The organism is Pseudomonas sp. AP3_22 TE3818, from assembly GCF_053628995.1.
Genome location: NZ_JBRJHL010000001.1, coordinates 4,409,482 through 4,424,354, shown reverse-complemented (window position 1 = coordinate 4,424,354; position 14,873 = coordinate 4,409,482). Strand labels below are relative to the sequence as shown.

Sequence of the window (14,873 nt, the reverse complement as noted above, 5' to 3'; positions counted from 1 at the left end):
TATGCAGCATCTCGATCTGCAAGTGGTGCGCCGGGCGCTGGAGTGGTCGACGGCCGGTCAGCGTATCTGGCTGTGTACGGTGCTGGCCACGTACGGCTCGGCGCCGCGTGCACCGGGTTCGCTGCTGGCGGTGAACACTGACGGGCACTGGATCGGTTCACTCTCCGGTGGCTGTGTCGAGGAAGACTTTCTCGAGCGCGTCGCCGAGGGCGCGTTTATGGAGCCGGTCAACGTCGTTCGTTACGGCGAAGGCGACGACCCACGCTCGCGCGTCAGCCTGCCCTGTGGCGGGGTGCTGGATGTACTGGTCGAGAAGCTTGAGGCCGATTGCGAGGTGCAGGCGCATTTGCGCGAGCTGGAGTCAGCGTTGTTGGGTCGACGTCGATTGATCCGCGAAGTCGATCTGCAAAGCGGTGCGCGCAGCCTGTTCGATGATCGGGAGCAGGGTGTGCGTATCGAGCGTGAAATCGACCGCGTGCGTGTGCGTGTCGGCGCGGCCCAGCGCTTGTTGCTGGCCGGCTATTCCAGTGTGGCTCAGGCCTGTGCGGAATTTGCCGTGGGCCTGGGGTTCGAGGTGATTCTGTGCGATCCGCGGGACGAAGTGCTGGAAGGCGTCGTGCTGGAAAACGTGGAGATTCGCCGCCAACTGCCGTCGGTGTTCATCGCCGACGGCGGCTGCCACAGCGACACGGCGGTGGTGGCGTTGACCCACGACCCGCGCATCGATGACCTGGCGATGATGGAGGCGGTTCGCACCGAGGCGTTCTATATCGGTGTGATGGGCTCCATGCAGACCTCACAGAAGCGCTTCGAGCGCTTGCGGCGCATCGGCGGTCTTGGGGATGTCGAGTTGGGGCGGATTCATGCGCCAATCGGGCTGAACCTGGGCAGCAAGACGCCAGCGGAGATTGCCCTGGCGGTGCTGGCGGATATCCTGCGGATTCGCAGCGGTATTGCGCGGGACCGACTGTAACCCACCGCCCCTGTAGGAGCTGGCTTGCCAGCGAAAAGGAGGTCATATCCAACAACGATGTTGGCCGATGGAACGCCTTCGCTGGCAAGCCAGCTCCTACAGGTCCCTCAAACGCCGAACTTGTCCCGCAATCCGTAATACCAGGCGCCCAGCGCCGCGAACGGCGTACGCAGCATTTGTCCGCCCGGGAACGGGTAGTGGGGCAGGTCGGCAAACGCGTCAAAACGCTCGGCCTGGCCGCGCAACGCTTCGGCCAGCACCTTGCCCGCCAGGTGTGTGTAGGTCACGCCATGACCGCTGCAGCCCTGGGAGTAGTAGATGTTGTCGCCCAGGCGTCCGACCTGAGGCAGGCGCGACAGGGTCAGCAGGAAGTTACCGGTCCACGCGTAATCGATCTTCACGTCCTTGAGCTGCGGGAAGGCCTTGAGCATCTTCGGTCGAATGATCGCTTCGATGTTCGCCGGATCCCGCGCGCCGTACACCACGCCGCCGCCGAAAATCAGGCGCTTGTCACCGCTGAGGCGGTAGTAGTCGAGCAGGTAATTGCAGTCTTCGACACAGTAGTCCTGAGGCAGCAGGGTCCTGGCCAGTTCTTCGCCCAGGGGCTCGGTGGTAATCACCTGCGTGCCGCAAGGCATCGACTTGGCGGCCAGTTCCGGCACCAGATTACCCAGATAGGCGTTGCCGGCGACGATGATGAATTTGGCCCGGACCTTACCCTGCGGCGTGTGCACCAGCGGATTCGCGCCGCGCTCGATACGCACGGCCGGCGACTGCTCGTAGATCGTCCCGCCCAGGGATTCGACCGCCGCCGCTTCACCCAGCGCCAGGTTGAGCGGATGAATGTGGCCGCCACTCATGTCCAGCATGCCGCCTACATACTGATCACACGCCACCACCTCACGGATGCGGCGTTGATCCATCAGCTCGAGCTGGGTGTGGCCGAATCGCTCCCACAGACGCTTCTGCGACTCCAGATGACCCATCTGCTTGGCGGTCATCGCGGCGAACACACCACCGTCCTTCAGATCGCACTGGATGTTGTACCTGGCGACCCGCTCACGAATGATCCGGCCACCTTCAAACGCCATCTGCCCCAGCAACTGAGCCTGCTTGGGACCGACCGTGCGCTCGATGACATCGATGTCGCGGCTATAACTGTTAACGATCTGCCCGCCATTACGCCCGGACGCCCCGAAACCCACCTTGGCGGCCTCAAGCACCGTGACCTTGAAACCGTTCTCCAGCAGAAACAGGGCAGAGGACAGCCCCGTGTAACCGGCGCCAATCACACAGACATCGGTCTCGACGTCATCCTGCAACGCCGGGCGCGGCGGAACCGCATTGGCCGATGCGGCGTAGTAGGACTCTGGGTAGGGAGTGTTAGCCATTCGGCGGCCTCTGTTTAATATATTTTACGAGTGCGTTGATCCTACCCGAGTTGAAAATCGGCCGCCAGCCACCCGGAAAATCTTCTTTGTACCGGCAAAATTAAATATTTTGCATATTCATAGGGTTAGCGCGAAAAAAGGTGTTGACACCCCTCCGGAATTCCGTAGAATGCCGCCTCACAGCAGGCACGTAGCTCAGTTGGTTAGAGCACCACCTTGACATGGTGGGGGTCGTTGGTTCGAGTCCAATCGCGCCTACCAAACAAAATCCGCTCTGCTGGGCGGTCTAGAGGGGTTACCGGAAACGGTAACCCCTTTTTGCTTTCTGCGATTTGCAAAACTTTTGCAAAACTTTTGCAAAACTCCCACCTCAGAACGCCAATTCGGCGCCCACCTCCAGGTACTCGATCTTCTTTTCGTCGTGCCCCTCCTGATAGTGCTTCGTCATTTTCTCATCAGCATGGCCCATCAGCGCCTGGATGTATTCCTGTGGGAAATTTTGCTGCTCGTACAGCCATGCCCCTAAAGCGCGAATCTCGTGAAAAGTGGGGCGCTCGCCGGCCGGCAAATGGTCGTAAGCATGTGCTGCATCCCTGGCCTTGCTGAATTCCTTGGTCAGGTAGTCCGGGGTCACCGACGTCCAGTGGTCTTTCGCGTCGATCTGTTCCCGGCGCCGGGCCTTCGGTTTGTAGTGGATGAGATATGGCGACACCAGAGGCGACCGCAGGCACTCACCGACAACCTCACGCAGTGCTGCTCCCATGGTGATTTTCAGGTGGACCGGGTTTTCGTAGCCCTGTGTCTTCCCGGGAGATACCGTCAGCGTGTTCTTGTCCATGTCCACAGCCGACTTCAGCCAGGTGACGATGTCCTCGCGGCGCTGAAGGCTGGCCAGTGCCAGGCGTATCGCCCGCTTAAGCCATGGCGGCGTGGTGGCTGCATCGATGATTGTCTTCAGCCCGTCGAGCGTGTGCCGCTGGCGCTTCTTCTCTGCTTCCTTCTTCACCAGGGTCAGCTCGGCGTTGTTGCGCTCGGCCAGTCCCTTGGCAACCGCGAAGGCGAAGATTTGCACCCACAGCCCGCGGTGCTTCGTGTAAGCGTTGTTGCTGAACTGGTCCAGGTATTCAGCCATAGCAAGCACGTCCATTTGCCCAATGAGACGGTCGCCCAAGTCCTGCCGGTACCGCTCGATCTTGAATTTTATTTCCTCCAGGGTACGGGAGGCGTAGCCCTTGTCCGGTAGCCACTCGTCCGTGAAGCGCTGCAGCAGGTTGCTGACGATCGGCAGTCGATCCCCAGTCAGGACGGCAAGCAGCGAGCCGTCGTCCACTACCAGTTCCGCGAACTTCAAGTTTGCCGCCCTGGCCAACTTGATCGCCTCCTCCAGTGGGCGGTTGATGCTGGTCATTACGCCGGTGACGGGGTTGCGGTACCGCCAATACTTGCCGTTCGGGTAGAGGTTTGGCGGGAGCTTCTTGTTCTGAAGCGTGCGCGGCCGGGCAGCCATCAGCCGATCTCCAGCATTTTGGCCAGCAGCGGGTCGCTCGACCCCATGATTGCAGCCTGCACATCCACGAAATACATCCCGCCCTTTACCTCTCCGATCACTTCGCCTTCCTCAATCCATTTCTTCAATTGCTGCAGGCTCGGCTTTCCGCCGACGTACCGCAGCTTCCTGTATTCGCCTGCCTCCATGAGGCGCGGCAGCTTGACCGTTATCTGGGCCAGGACTTTTGCCATGATGTTGCTCCATGCCGCGCGTGGCGGCAGAAGGTGGGAGTGGAGTTATTCGTCTTCTTCGTCTTCTGGCCAACCCTTTAAGTCGCGCGCCCAGGCCGTCCACTGCTGCTGATCCTGCTCGCTCATTTCGTCCCAGCTACCGGCAACCTCAAAAGACACGGTCTCTCCGGCCTTGAGCCTCACTGTCCCGCAGTTGCTGCCGAGGTCTTCGTCGGCGTACCGGACCGTTATCTCGTCATCTGGATGCCGCTTTGAAAGTTCTTTTAGGAGTGGCATGGGGCACGACCACGCGGTGTGGAATGAAAGCTCGCCGGCATCAAGGTCAATTACCTGGTCATAGGCGTTCCACTTCGTCCCCCAAACATCCCGAGCGAAGTCCAGGGTGTGGAAGTGCCCGCAAGCCCTCTTGTTGCGCAGCATTTGGATGAACTGCTCGAAGCACTCATCGCTCAGTTGCATCACGTCGGCTTCGGCGCGGTTTCGCCTTTCAAGGCCAGCGATCAGCGGGTGATTGTTGAGCGGCTGGGCGGTGATTGCCTGCGCTGCGGTCTCGGCCTGGCCGCTGATTCCATCCCAGGGGAACTGCCCGGTAAATGGAAAGATGGTGTTGAAATCAATCTTGCCGCTTTCGTTGATCAGCGACTTCAGGACGTGGGCAGGCGCGTGCACCTTGTTGGTCACATGGTTTGGCATGGCAATAGTTTTCCTCGCCCGCCGTTCACCGGCAGGCTGGTTGAGTTTTGGAAATCAGATGAGGGGTGTTAGGAGGGCTGAAAGGCTGAACTAAGGTTTGTTGGTTCGCCTCGCCAGTTGCATACACGCTTTCTCCCCTGAAGGTAACTGGCGGGGTGAACCCCCATTTCCGCGGCCCCTTGTAGCAGTACACCTAGGCGAACAAGGCGAGGGCGCTCACGCTGCCACCTCCTTTTTCATCCACTCCTTGTAATCGCCGGCGTACTCCCAGCAATACGTCGCCGGCCATGCGCCGCGCGTTCCGGGCTCGACGAAGTGATACCAACTGCCGCCCGGACGCGGTGTTGTCTTGCACCAGACGTGCTCGGCACCACCGAGGAACCAGCCTGGGTATGCTTCACGGCTTCGGTCATGAACTCGATGCCTTCTCGCGGTATGCTTCAGGCATTTGTTAAAGGAGGGCGTTATGGGTAGGGTGCTGGCGATAATTGGAATTGTTCTTACCGTGGGATACGTTTTTTTTTCCTGGTGGCTCGTAGGCAGTCGAATTCAAACGCTTCAAACCATGGATTTGAACGAGGTTGGGGATTTCCTTGCCGGTGCATTTGGCCCTTTGGCAATTCTCTGGCTGGTGTTGGGTTTTTTCCAGCAGGGGATTGAACTTCGCCAAGGGACGGCCGCGCTAAATTTGCAGGCGTCGGAATTGAAAGCTTCGGTTGATCAACAAAAAGAATTAGTCGGCATATCCACCGACCAGTTAAATATGGCTAAGGCCAACGCAGAACTTGAGAATAGGCGTCTTGCGTCCTCTATCGAACCAAAGTTTTCAATGAATGGTATATACAGCGGACAAGATTCTGAAGGTCCGAGATTTTTGTTTAGGGTATTTAACGGCGGGCATACAGTCACTTGTGTTCAGGTAAAGATTGACTCACTAGATATATTGAATTTGGATTTGCTGGGTAACCTGCAGGATACAAGCTTTACGAAAGGTTTTTCGTGGGGTCCAGAGCAGTATTATTGTTTGATAGTTGTGAGTTATCTGAATGGTCTTGAAGAACCAAAATCAAGAAGATTTAACGTTGAAATAAATATGAACGTGAATCGAAACGGCTGGTTGGTTCAAATCTTACCAAAAAATGGACTTTCTGAAGGCCCCCTATCTTCCGTAAGCATTTAAGCAGCTGCCATCAACGCCTCAATGATTCGTTGGCCTGCCAGAGGTGGTACGGCATTGCCAGTCATGTGCATGGTTAGCCGGTGGCTGTCCGGGCGCAAAGTGTCAGCCGGAAAAGATTGCGCAGCCATTGCCTCGTCTGCGGTGATCATTCGCATCTGGTCACCGTCGACCACGGCCCATCGATCCAATGTGGTGATGGTGCCGATTGGGCGATCCAGGCTGCGACCAGTCAGACCCGAGCCTGAACCGTAGTATGGCATCACGAACCGGTCGCCAAACTTCTTCCGGCCATTTTCGACTCGAGTCAGCGTGGAAGTAGCTCGGCCTGGTTTGTTGATCGGCGACCACTTGCCAGCGTCAAAGTCGATTATTTCGCTGGCGGGCACGTGCTGATGTTGTTGCAGTTGCAAATGCAGCGGAGCCTTGCTGCGTGAGCAGACCATGAATAGGCGCACCCTGTGCTGAGGGACGCCGAGATCGGCGCAATCAACAATATGCGGAGCCATTGCATACCCTAAGCGCTGCATTGCGTCTGCCCAGGCCGGGTACAAAATCCAGTCCATGAACTCCGGCACGTTCTCGATCACGGCAAACTCCGGTCTGTTTACCTCGGCGTTCGCCACCGGCGCCCAAGCCGTCGACCGCGAATTGTCATGCTTTGGCGTACCTGACTCTTTGCCGCGCGCCTTCGTGTGCCCCTGGCAGCATGGCGAGGCCAGCATCACGTCGTGCTTCGGCACCTGTGACCAGTCAGCCTGGTGCAGGTCTTGGCAAACGTGTTTCGTTTCCGGGTGGTTTGCGCTGTGCCACTCAACCGCCGACGGCCAGTGGTTCGCAGCCCAAAGCACGTTCAATCCAGCGGCTTTTCCACCGGTAGTCCATCCACCGAAGCCGGCGAACAAGTCGATTGCTGATTGCATAGAGGATCCTCGCCGGCTGGCGTGATTCGTTGAAGTGGGGTATTTGTGTTCGGCCCGGCATGGAGCCGGAGGGGGGATTTAGATGCAGTCAGTGTTCAGATATTCGGGTCAGAAATACAATGACGCGCTTCTGGCGCTTGGAAATGTGAGAGTCGGGACTCTGCACGACTTCAGAAACATTGAGCATAAAAAAGGCATTGCCGATGCTAAGGAAGGGCTCAAGTGGGTAGAGCATCACATTCCGCATGCAACCAACAGAGACGGAAATATTCACTCTGCTGCTATTGAGGCATTTGGGTTTTTCGGTAATCCAGGTGGAGGACTGATGGAGTTTAAAAATTGCAACTTTGTCCAGCAGTTTAATCACCCAGATTGCTTTATTCACTGCACTTCGGCCGACTATCTACGAAGCACAATGGATGAATTCGAAGGAGCGGATTCATGCGTTGAGATAGCTGATGTGGCAGGGTTTTATAGGCGGCTGACAGAGTCACTGAACAAGATTGTTCCAGTACAGCTCCTTACCGTTGCCAAGGTCACCTATATGGAGCGGCGGGAGGATTGGAATGGAAGAAACTGGGGGACCTATCCCGCGCTGATTAAAGAACCCGAGTTCTCTAGGCAGGGAGAGATACGGGCAATCTGGGGTCCAAAACGCGACTCAGTTATTAAGCCTCTGGTACTGAACGATATAGGCCTAATTTCATTTTGTAGAGCTGTCGGTGTACCGCCTGGTGTGGCGCAATAGGTGATGGTGGGTCAGTCACGTACTCCGAGATCCAGACCAATCTGGCTGACCTGGTCAATACATTCCGGACTCAGCCAGATGCACTCGGTTCGATTGGCTGTCCCACGGCCGGCGCTAATTCGCGCTGACGTGCTGTAGCAGGCCCAGCCTGGCAGCATTTCCGCGTACAGGTCGCTCGGGTATCCCGACAGAACGACCATTCCTTCTAGCTCGAGTAAAACTTCGAGCAACTCACGGTGCGCGGCGTCGTCCATCTCGTGCTTGTAGTACCGACCGCTCGATGCACCCTTGTACCTGGTGTCATGCACGTAGGGCGGGTCGACATAGTGCAAGGTGTGGGGCCCGTCGTGGGCTTTGATGACCTCGATCGCCGGTCTGTTCTCGATGAGTACGCCTGTCAGGCGCTGGCCAACCTCGGCAAGCTGTTCAGGGTATGTCGCCCAGAGTGCTTGCGCCGTTCCGTACTGTCGCTTCGTGTCGATGCGAAAGCCAGTTACGCCCTTCGTTGCGCCGGCAGACCCGAAACCCATCTGGGCGCGAATGATTGTCCGCCGGGCTCGTTCGATCGATTCGGTACTCGGCTCCCACGACAATTCGAATTCCTCGCGGGAGTAGGGCGTGAAAACCAGACGCTCGGTGAGTCCCGATCGTGTGACTGGATCCTGTAGGACGCGGAACAGGTTCACGATGTCGCCGTCCAGGTCGTTGTATACCTCGGCATACGATCGAGGCTTCTGCATCAGCACGCCCGCTGCGCCGCCGAATGACTCGACATAGCAAGTGTGCGGTGGGAAGTGTTGCAGCACCCACGGCGCAAGCCGGAACTTGGCCCCGTGGTAGCGGATGACCGGTGCGGTGATGGTCATAAGTTATTTCCAGTCAGGCGCAGCCCTCCATGATCGGATGCGGCAGCGGGGGTGGTGGCAATTTGGATGTGGGATGGCTTAGGATTGAGGATGGATGCAACGAATTATTCTTCGTTTTACTCGGGAAACATAAATGGCACATAACTGGCGCTGTCCTTATTGCTCGCATTCTTCGACGATTACGTCACAAAACCAAAGTGGCGCATTTCACTCTTTCAATCACAACAACTTCGTAGGTGAAGATCTTGGATTTAAAGTAGTTACAACTGTATGCCCGAATGATGAATGCAAGCAGGTTACTATTAATGCACAGCTTGGCCACTCTAGATATGGAGGTGGTAGGAACCATTTTTCGGCGCCTATTATTGAAAGTTGGGCTTTGAGACCTTCAAGTAGTGCAGTCGCCTTTCCCGAATACATTCCTGAGCCAATTCGTCAGGATTACGAGGAGGCATGCGCAATAGCTCAACTTAGCCCAAAGGCTTCGGCGACCTTATCTCGGCGGTGCCTCCAAGGTATTATTAGAGATTTCTGGAAAATCGTGAAGGGCCGTCTTGTCGATGAAATTGAGGCCCTTAAAGATAAAATTGATCCTGATACTTGGGCTGCAATCGATGCTGTTCGTCAGATCGGAAATATTGGCGCCCACATGGAAAAAGATATCAACGTAATCATCGACGTAGAGCCTGAAGAAGCCCAGCTCCTGATCGAGCTAATCGAAACGCTTATTAAGGATTGGTATATTGCTCGTTTTAAGCGGCAGGAGCACTTAGCAAAAATCAAAGCTGCTGCCGAAAACAAAAAGTGATTCCTATTTTGGATAAATAATTTTATCCCCAGGATCGTGGTTCAACTCTGCCATGCTCTGGTCATGAAATGCTCGCGACACCTTTTCGCTTGGTTCGTAAGGTGTCGTGACACACTGAAGCATCTGTGCCGCCGTTACGAAGTCGGCGGCTATCACGTTGCGCAGCAGGTTTTGGTACACCTCCTGCTGATTGTTGAAACCGTGTTCTTTCATCAAGCGCTTGAGGTCCGACATGAACACGCCGGCCACTTCAACAGTGAACCGGCCGATTCCCTTCGCGGCATCGTCCGCTGCTTTCTTCTCGCGCTTCTTGCGCTGCTTGATGGCTTCCGCCGTCGGTTCCCGCTGTTCCTCGTCCATGGCCTGCCTCTTCAATTCCGTGGGCCGGTAGATCCAGCCATGTCTGTCGTCGGCGCTGGCGCACCTGGTTGCTGATTTTTCTCACGGGGGCCCCGGGAACTTGATGTTGTTCTCGCGGGCGATGAGCCTGGCGCGCTTGGCTTCCATGCCCATTTCTTTCGCTGCTTCGATGACGGTCTTGCCGGCGTCGGCCAGTTCCTTCAGCCGCGGCGCGAGTTTGTCGCGCTCGATCTTCAGTTTGTTGCTGTGGGAGCTGCCGAACATCAACTCTCGTTCACCGCTGACGCCCGGGGCGATTTCCTGCACCGATCGGCCAGCGCCGAAGAATTGATCCAGCTTTCGGTTCAGGTCGTCGATGAGCGAGTCGCGCGGGTTGGGCATTGGTACGCCGATCACTGCGCACCCCCGGGGAGGCGGTTGGCCTTTTCCTCGAGCTGGATGGCGAAGTCGACGGCGGATGCGTATTCGAACCGGAAGCCGCGGGTCTTGCCGGTGACCAGGTCAACGATGTGGTACGCCTTCGGCCCGACAGTCTTCACCTGGAAGCGAACCTTCTGCGCGGGTGATGCCTGGCCGATCATGGCGTAGAACGCGGCGGTGGCGATGCTTGCACGAGCACGCAGGGCGGCAACCCCGTCGACTCGCTGTTGAAGTGATGGATGCATGGCGATTCCTTGGTGGGGTTGCGTGTATCCGTCAGCACTCGGGCCGCCTGCTGGTTGCCGTTGGGCGCAGGGGAGAGTGCTGACGGATAAAGGCAGGCGAAAAAAAGCCCGATCGGAACCGGGCTTTTGTTTGCGTCACGAAGACCTCCCTACGTGACAGCCTCCCAGGCCCGCTACTGGCGACGGCCTGGGTTTGAATCATCATCAGTGTGTTGTCGCGAGGGGGTAGGCCTACCGGTTGCCCGATTGGTGCGCGGTGACACCGTCGACCAAAATGTCCGCTGCCTGATCATGGATTCTCGAGCGAATATTCAGGCTTTCTTCGCTACCCAAGTTGGAGCGTTCGTCTATTTCATGATGGTCATCCTCTGGTGCGCGCCGTTGGCATCATGGCGGGCGCTCGCCGTTCTCTGGTGTTGCCTGCGGGGGGCCGCATTGCGCGGTGCAGAATCATCCGCATCCCGCTGCCCACTCAGTGAATGGGCAGAAGTGATGCTTTGCGAGTAGGGTGGCCAGCGGCCATCTCACCACTACGCAGGTGACGCGCTTCCCAGATATGCTGAGAGCTCTACCAATCAGCAAGGAAAGTCTTATGCAGATTTCTGCAGTATGTGCAGCGTGCGGGAGCAAGATGCTCGTGATTCCGGATGACGACGAGGTCGATCAGATGGTCCGGTGCAGCGAATGCAACACGGATATCGGGGATAAAGCAGCGGTAACGGCCAAGCTGAGAGAGGCAGCGCAGAAAGAGGCCGATAAGCTTGTCCAGGATATGAAAAAGCGTCTCGAGAAGGCGTTCAAGCGTCGCTGATATCGCCCCCGGCGCCTTTAGCATCTTGCTCTAGGCGCTCTTTCACTCGTTGATACACCGCCTCAGCGAGATGTGCTACCAGCGCTTCAAAGTCCGCGTCCCCTTGCTTAGGGATCTCAACCCGAACAGTTAATTGTTCTGTTTTCATCGGTGTCACCTTGTTTGGTTGTCATCCCGATGCACCCTGTCGCCAAGGTGCAGCAGCGATGCTTTGCCGTCGTTTACGCGATAAAAACACCATCAGTAGATTCCCCAACTGGGCCTTGAGGATTCGGGCCTTCAGCCTGGCCAACGATGATTTCCCGCCGCATCGCCTCGGCAACAAGGGCGGTCTGGCGGTTGACGCCCAACTTGAACATTGCGTTGGATATGCGCTTAACCACGGTCCCTGGCTCGACATCGAAGGCTCGGGCGATTTGTTTTGCGGTTAAGCCCTGGGCAACTGAAAGCAAAAACTGGAGTTCGCGACGAGCAAGGCCTCGGCCGAGATGGCCGATCCATGTGCCGCTTTTGATTGTTGATTCCATGCTGTGTACCTCTCGGTTGATTTCCCAATGCACCCGGGTATCCAGGTGCATCAGTGAAACTGTCCGTCCTATTTCCGCCGGAAGGGGCGGGGTGCATTGCTTGCCGGGTCATTCGTGCCTACTGGGCTACACGGTTAAGGCGTTTCACCATCGAGCAGCCGTCCAGGTTGTTCCTGTCGTTGGCAGGCTTTCGGGCCTGTCTGCTCGCCGGTCGCCGGTAGAGGCAATGCGGTCTGTTGTTTGTTTCGCTGATTGTTAAAGAGCGGTGTCTGGTGGTCGTCGCGGCGGTGTGTCGCTTCGATGGGTGAAATATGAACCAGTAGTTCATATTCGGTCAAGTACCAAAAGTACATATTTTTATGAAAAGTACAGAGCTCATGGAAATCTCCACCTGGCACATTTGGGGATTTACCTCTGGGAGCCGCTTCGATATAGTTGCTTTATACTGGATGTATATACAGCAATAGGGGGGGTGGAATGGCAAAGCCGCAAAAGCAGTCAAAGCAGATCGTTCGACAGGAGATCACCGGAATAGAGCGGCTCGGCCTGCGCGTTTCATCGATGATCAATCACCCAGTAGCGCAGACTCAGCGATGGGTGACAATTCATCGCCTGGACACGGACGGAGATCGGGAGTGGGAGGAGGTGATGGGCTTGCTATCCGAAACAGACGGCATTGAAATGACATTCAATGACGACGAGTCGGTGACTCTGAGGTGGGAAGCCAGCCCCGAAGAGGACCGGCCGGTGGAGGTTGCCGAAGAAGTTGAGGAGCCCGCGCCTTTTTGAACGAGCACAAAAAAGCCCGCTCGAACGGCGGGCTTTTGGCAGGCGGGCTCAAACCAAGTTGGCATTCCATACCAGCAGCACCCGTGCCTGAATGTAGGTGTCTTCCGCCCTTATGGTTTGCGGCGGATGGCGGGGGTTGTCTGAGAGCATCGTGATCTGCTCGTCGCCGATCCATTGGAGTCGCTTGATGTAAAGATGCCCCTCCCAAGAGAACATGTAGATCCCATCGCCTGAGAACTCGCGGACGCTAACGTCGACCAGCAGTGGGTCGCGATGCTTGATTGTGGGAGCCATCGATTGGCCCCAGCCTGTCACCATCTTCAGGTGAAAGTGTTCTTTGAACTCAACGCCCATCTCGCGCAGATGCTGTGGGCTGACACGCACATCCTGGAACATCTCGGGGTAGTCGTGTGGAATCTGCCCGCCGCCCATCGCGGCCCGGACGTCGTAATGCGCAATCCAGACTTCATCTCCCACGACACCAGGTCGGTAGTAATCGATTTCAATTGCTCCGCCGCCTTCTTCTGCTTCGGCGACTGCAAGTAACCGTCTGCGAGCATCGTCTGACAGTCCTTTGCCTTGCTTGGCAAGCATGTTGCGCACGATATCCGCTGCTGAAATTGAGGTACTTTCAGTTTCGCCGCTATCCGTTTCGGCAAGCTTTGAAAAAGCGGGCTCGCTACCCGAACCATGTTGCAGCCACTCGATTTTCACGCCGAGCGCATCCGCAATTGCGCTCATCTTGGCAGGTCCTGGCAGAGACTCACCATTGAGCCATTTGCTTGAGGCCTTCGGCGTGACTTTAGCGATTTCGGCCAGTCGAGCACCTGCGCCCCACTGGTCGATGCCGTGGGCAGTTAGGGCTTTTTTGAGCCGGACAACGAAAGCTGCTCGGATGTCTTCGATATGAACCATAGGTTCAATATCGCATGCCCTTGCATGTACTTTCAGTTCCGACATAATATGTACTGTAAGTTCATATTTGACTCGGAGGCCATATGCGGCCGCTCAAGAAATCGATTGATGATGCCGGTGGTGTTCCCGCTGTGGCTCTGGCCTGTGAGAAGACGCCACGAGCGATCTACAAGTGGCTGGTCGCTGATGCTTTGCCGCGCACTGAGTACACCGGTGAAACCCAATACGCCAAAAAAATTGCCGAATTGGCGGCCGCTAAAGGCAAGCCTTTTGATGTCGCTTGGTTGCTTGCCGAGGCTCACCCAAAAAAGGCTGTGGCATAGCGGGGGCTGTGCCTACCACTGAAGTCACCCTGGAGCGATTGGAAGCCATGCAGCACCACCTCGATTTACTCAAGGAAGACCTTGAAGGGATTCGGGAAGACCTTCGGAACGCTGAGAAATAGCCCGTAGGTCCATTGGCGCCAGTATCGGATTTAACGGGGGAGAGGGGCAGTGCATCGCAATGGCTGTTGATCCATCCAGTAGAAAAGACCTATCAGGAAGACCATTAGGGGAAAGGAAATGGACGGCAAGACATCAGGACGTATGGGGACATTGAACGCTGTGAGCGGTAGCTCGGTCGGCGGGATTGGTCGCGTCTGCGGAAAAGTAACCGCCTGAATCGCAGGCACAAAAAAGCCGGGCTGCAACCCGGCTCTTTCAACAACATGCAAAACACTGAGGGGCCATTATGAACACGATCATCACCCCCGGCAATACCCGCCATGTCGCGACACTTTTGGAGCAATCGCAAAACGTGTCGCGTCACACCATGTCGTCACGCGAGATAGCCGATCTGACCGGCAGCACACATGACAATGTGCTGAAAACTGTTCGTGCGCTGGTTGCCAAGGGTGTCGTTTCTTCGAACGACACCCCCTATGTGCACCCACAAAACGGTCAGGTCTACCGCGAGTTCCTGCTATCCCAACGCGACACCTTGGTGGTGGTCTCAGGCTACAGCGTTGAACTGCGCGCACGGATCATTGATCGCTGGCAGGAACTGGAAACCCAAGCCGGTCAGTTTCGGATACCCGCGACTTACGCTGAGGCGTTGCAGGCGGCTGCCGACCAGGCCAAGGACAATCAGTCACTGCGTTTGGTCATTCTCGATCAGGCGCCGAAAGTTGCCGCCATCAAACGACTGGCTGCGGCTGGCGGTGCGATTTGCATCACCGACGCAGCCAAGCATCTGCAAGTTCAACCGTCGAAGCTGTTCGCTTGGATGGAGCAGCACCGCTGGATCTTCCGGCGTCAGGGCTCAGGTCGCTGGACCGCCTACCAGCCTCGCATCACGTCCGGCTACATGATCCACAAAGTCACTTCCTTGAAGGCTGATCCGGAAACCGGCGCCGAGCGCGCGGCCTTCGATCCACTGGTTACCCCGAAAGGCCTTGCTCGTCTGGCCGAATTCAACATCGGAGCCTCGCTGTGAGTGTTCAAGCA

19 protein-coding genes, 1 tRNA gene and 1 pseudogene are annotated in these 14,873 nt (G+C 56.7%); 9 read left to right on the top strand and 12 right to left on the bottom strand.

Annotation, left to right across the window (positions count from 1 at the left end; all coding sequences use genetic code 11):
• Position 1: 1 nt before the first annotated feature.
• Positions 2-973, top strand: a complete 972-nt coding sequence (locus AB7M25_RS20110) for an XdhC family protein (protein ID WP_429381694.1) — start codon at positions 2-4, stop codon at positions 971-973.
• Positions 974-1,080: 107 nt separating this feature from the next.
• Here AB7M25_RS20110 and AB7M25_RS20105 read toward each other — a convergent pair whose 3' ends face one another.
• Positions 1,081-2,364 (bottom strand): NAD(P)/FAD-dependent oxidoreductase, encoded by a 1,284-nt coding sequence (locus tag AB7M25_RS20105; RefSeq protein WP_429381696.1) that lies wholly within the window; start codon positions 2,362-2,364, stop codon positions 1,081-1,083.
• 184 nt (positions 2,365-2,548) lie between these two features.
• Here AB7M25_RS20105 and AB7M25_RS20100 point away from each other — a divergent pair.
• Positions 2,549-2,625: transfer RNA gene (locus tag AB7M25_RS20100), tRNA-Val, on the top strand.
• Positions 2,626-2,734: 109 nt separating this feature from the next.
• Here AB7M25_RS20100 and AB7M25_RS20095 read toward each other — a convergent pair.
• The 3 genes from AB7M25_RS20095 to AB7M25_RS20085 are packed head-to-tail and all read right to left on the bottom strand — an operon-like array spanning position 2,735 to position 4,797.
• A complete protein-coding gene (locus tag AB7M25_RS20095) occupies positions 2,735-3,871 on the bottom strand; it encodes a tyrosine-type recombinase/integrase (RefSeq protein WP_454237922.1) in 1,137 nt (378 codons plus the stop codon).
• On the bottom strand, positions 3,871-4,104 hold the full coding sequence (locus tag AB7M25_RS20090; RefSeq protein WP_223511471.1) for a hypothetical protein: 234 nt from the start codon (positions 4,102-4,104) through the stop codon (positions 3,871-3,873). Before AB7M25_RS20090 ends, AB7M25_RS20095 begins: the two co-directional genes overlap by 1 nt.
• Positions 4,105-4,149: 45 nt before the next feature.
• Positions 4,150-4,797 carry a DUF1281 family ferredoxin-like fold protein gene (locus AB7M25_RS20085; protein ID WP_454237921.1) on the bottom strand — a complete coding sequence of 216 codons (648 nt, stop codon included), beginning with the start codon at positions 4,795-4,797 and terminating at the stop codon, positions 4,150-4,152.
• Positions 4,798-5,263: 466 nt separating this feature from the next.
• Between AB7M25_RS20085 and AB7M25_RS20080 the strand changes: the two genes are divergently transcribed.
• Positions 5,264-5,977 (top strand): hypothetical protein, encoded by a 714-nt coding sequence (locus AB7M25_RS20080; protein WP_454237920.1) that lies wholly within the window; start codon positions 5,264-5,266, stop codon positions 5,975-5,977.
• Here the strand turns inward: AB7M25_RS20080 and AB7M25_RS20075 are convergent.
• Complete coding sequence (locus AB7M25_RS20075) at positions 5,974-6,897, bottom strand: DNA cytosine methyltransferase (protein ID WP_454237919.1); 924 nt, start codon at positions 6,895-6,897, stop codon at positions 5,974-5,976. The genes AB7M25_RS20080 and AB7M25_RS20075 overlap by 4 nt on opposite strands.
• Positions 6,898-6,979: 82 nt before the next feature.
• Here AB7M25_RS20075 and AB7M25_RS20070 point away from each other — a divergent pair, with 82 nt between their 5' ends.
• On the top strand, positions 6,980-7,645 hold the full coding sequence (locus tag AB7M25_RS20070) for a hypothetical protein (protein ID WP_454237918.1): 666 nt from the start codon (positions 6,980-6,982) through the stop codon (positions 7,643-7,645).
• An 11-nt stretch (positions 7,646-7,656) separates the two neighbouring features.
• On the opposite strand, the gene AB7M25_RS20065 is transcribed toward AB7M25_RS20070, so the two are convergent.
• Positions 7,657-8,511 carry a DNA adenine methylase gene (locus tag AB7M25_RS20065; protein WP_454237917.1) on the bottom strand — a complete coding sequence of 285 codons (855 nt, stop codon included), beginning with the start codon at positions 8,509-8,511 and terminating at the stop codon, positions 7,657-7,659.
• A gap of 133 nt (positions 8,512-8,644) precedes the next feature.
• On the opposite strand from AB7M25_RS20065, the gene AB7M25_RS20060 reads away from it, so the two are divergent.
• Entirely contained in the window at positions 8,645-9,319 is a 675-nt protein-coding gene (locus AB7M25_RS20060) for a DUF4145 domain-containing protein (RefSeq protein WP_454237916.1), read from the top strand.
• A gap of 3 nt (positions 9,320-9,322) precedes the next feature.
• Here the strand turns inward: AB7M25_RS20060 and AB7M25_RS20055 are convergent, their stop codons facing one another.
• The 3 genes from AB7M25_RS20055 to AB7M25_RS20045 form a co-directional block, all read right to left on the bottom strand.
• The gene (locus AB7M25_RS20055; protein ID WP_454237915.1) at positions 9,323-9,679 is read right to left on the bottom strand and encodes a hypothetical protein; all 357 of its coding nucleotides are present in this window, start codon (positions 9,677-9,679) and stop codon (positions 9,323-9,325) included.
• Between the two features lie 81 nt (positions 9,680-9,760).
• Complete coding sequence (locus AB7M25_RS20050) at positions 9,761-10,075, bottom strand: hypothetical protein (RefSeq protein ID WP_258685335.1); 315 nt, start codon at positions 10,073-10,075, stop codon at positions 9,761-9,763.
• A complete protein-coding gene (locus tag AB7M25_RS20045; protein ID WP_454237914.1) occupies positions 10,072-10,344 on the bottom strand; it encodes a hypothetical protein in 273 nt (90 codons plus the stop codon). Before AB7M25_RS20045 ends, AB7M25_RS20050 begins: the two co-directional genes overlap by 4 nt.
• A 592-nt stretch (positions 10,345-10,936) precedes the next feature.
• Between AB7M25_RS20045 and AB7M25_RS20040 the strand changes: the two genes are divergently transcribed.
• Entirely contained in the window at positions 10,937-11,155 is a 219-nt protein-coding gene (locus tag AB7M25_RS20040; RefSeq protein WP_454237913.1) for a hypothetical protein, read from the top strand.
• Here the strand turns inward: AB7M25_RS20040 and AB7M25_RS20035 are convergent.
• Both AB7M25_RS20035 and AB7M25_RS20030 read right to left on the bottom strand, forming a co-directional pair.
• Positions 11,142-11,303 (bottom strand): hypothetical protein, encoded by a 162-nt coding sequence (locus tag AB7M25_RS20035; RefSeq protein WP_454237912.1) that lies wholly within the window; start codon positions 11,301-11,303, stop codon positions 11,142-11,144. The two genes, AB7M25_RS20040 and AB7M25_RS20035, sit on opposite strands and share 14 nt — an antisense overlap.
• 145 nt (positions 11,304-11,448) lie before the next feature.
• Positions 11,449-11,682: pseudogene (locus tag AB7M25_RS20030) on the bottom strand (response regulator transcription factor); the annotation flags it as partial.
• Positions 11,683-12,159: 477 nt separating this feature from the next.
• Between AB7M25_RS20030 and AB7M25_RS20025 the strand changes: the two are divergent.
• Complete coding sequence (locus tag AB7M25_RS20025; protein WP_454237911.1) at positions 12,160-12,471, top strand: DUF1654 domain-containing protein; 312 nt, start codon at positions 12,160-12,162, stop codon at positions 12,469-12,471.
• 48 nt (positions 12,472-12,519) lie between these two features.
• Here AB7M25_RS20025 and AB7M25_RS20020 read toward each other — a convergent pair whose 3' ends face one another.
• Complete coding sequence (locus AB7M25_RS20020) at positions 12,520-13,386, bottom strand: LexA family transcriptional regulator (RefSeq protein ID WP_454238375.1); 867 nt, start codon at positions 13,384-13,386, stop codon at positions 12,520-12,522.
• Between the two features lie 83 nt (positions 13,387-13,469).
• On the opposite strand from AB7M25_RS20020, the gene AB7M25_RS20015 reads away from it, so the two are divergent.
• Positions 13,470-13,709 carry a hypothetical protein gene (locus tag AB7M25_RS20015; protein ID WP_454237910.1) on the top strand — a complete coding sequence of 80 codons (240 nt, stop codon included), beginning with the start codon at positions 13,470-13,472 and terminating at the stop codon, positions 13,707-13,709.
• A gap of 490 nt (positions 13,710-14,199) precedes the next feature.
• Positions 14,200-14,862: a phage antirepressor KilAC domain-containing protein gene (locus AB7M25_RS20010; RefSeq protein WP_454238374.1), complete on the top strand. Its 663-nt coding sequence runs from the start codon at positions 14,200-14,202 to the stop codon at positions 14,860-14,862.
• The last annotated feature ends 11 nt before the right edge of the window (positions 14,863-14,873 follow it).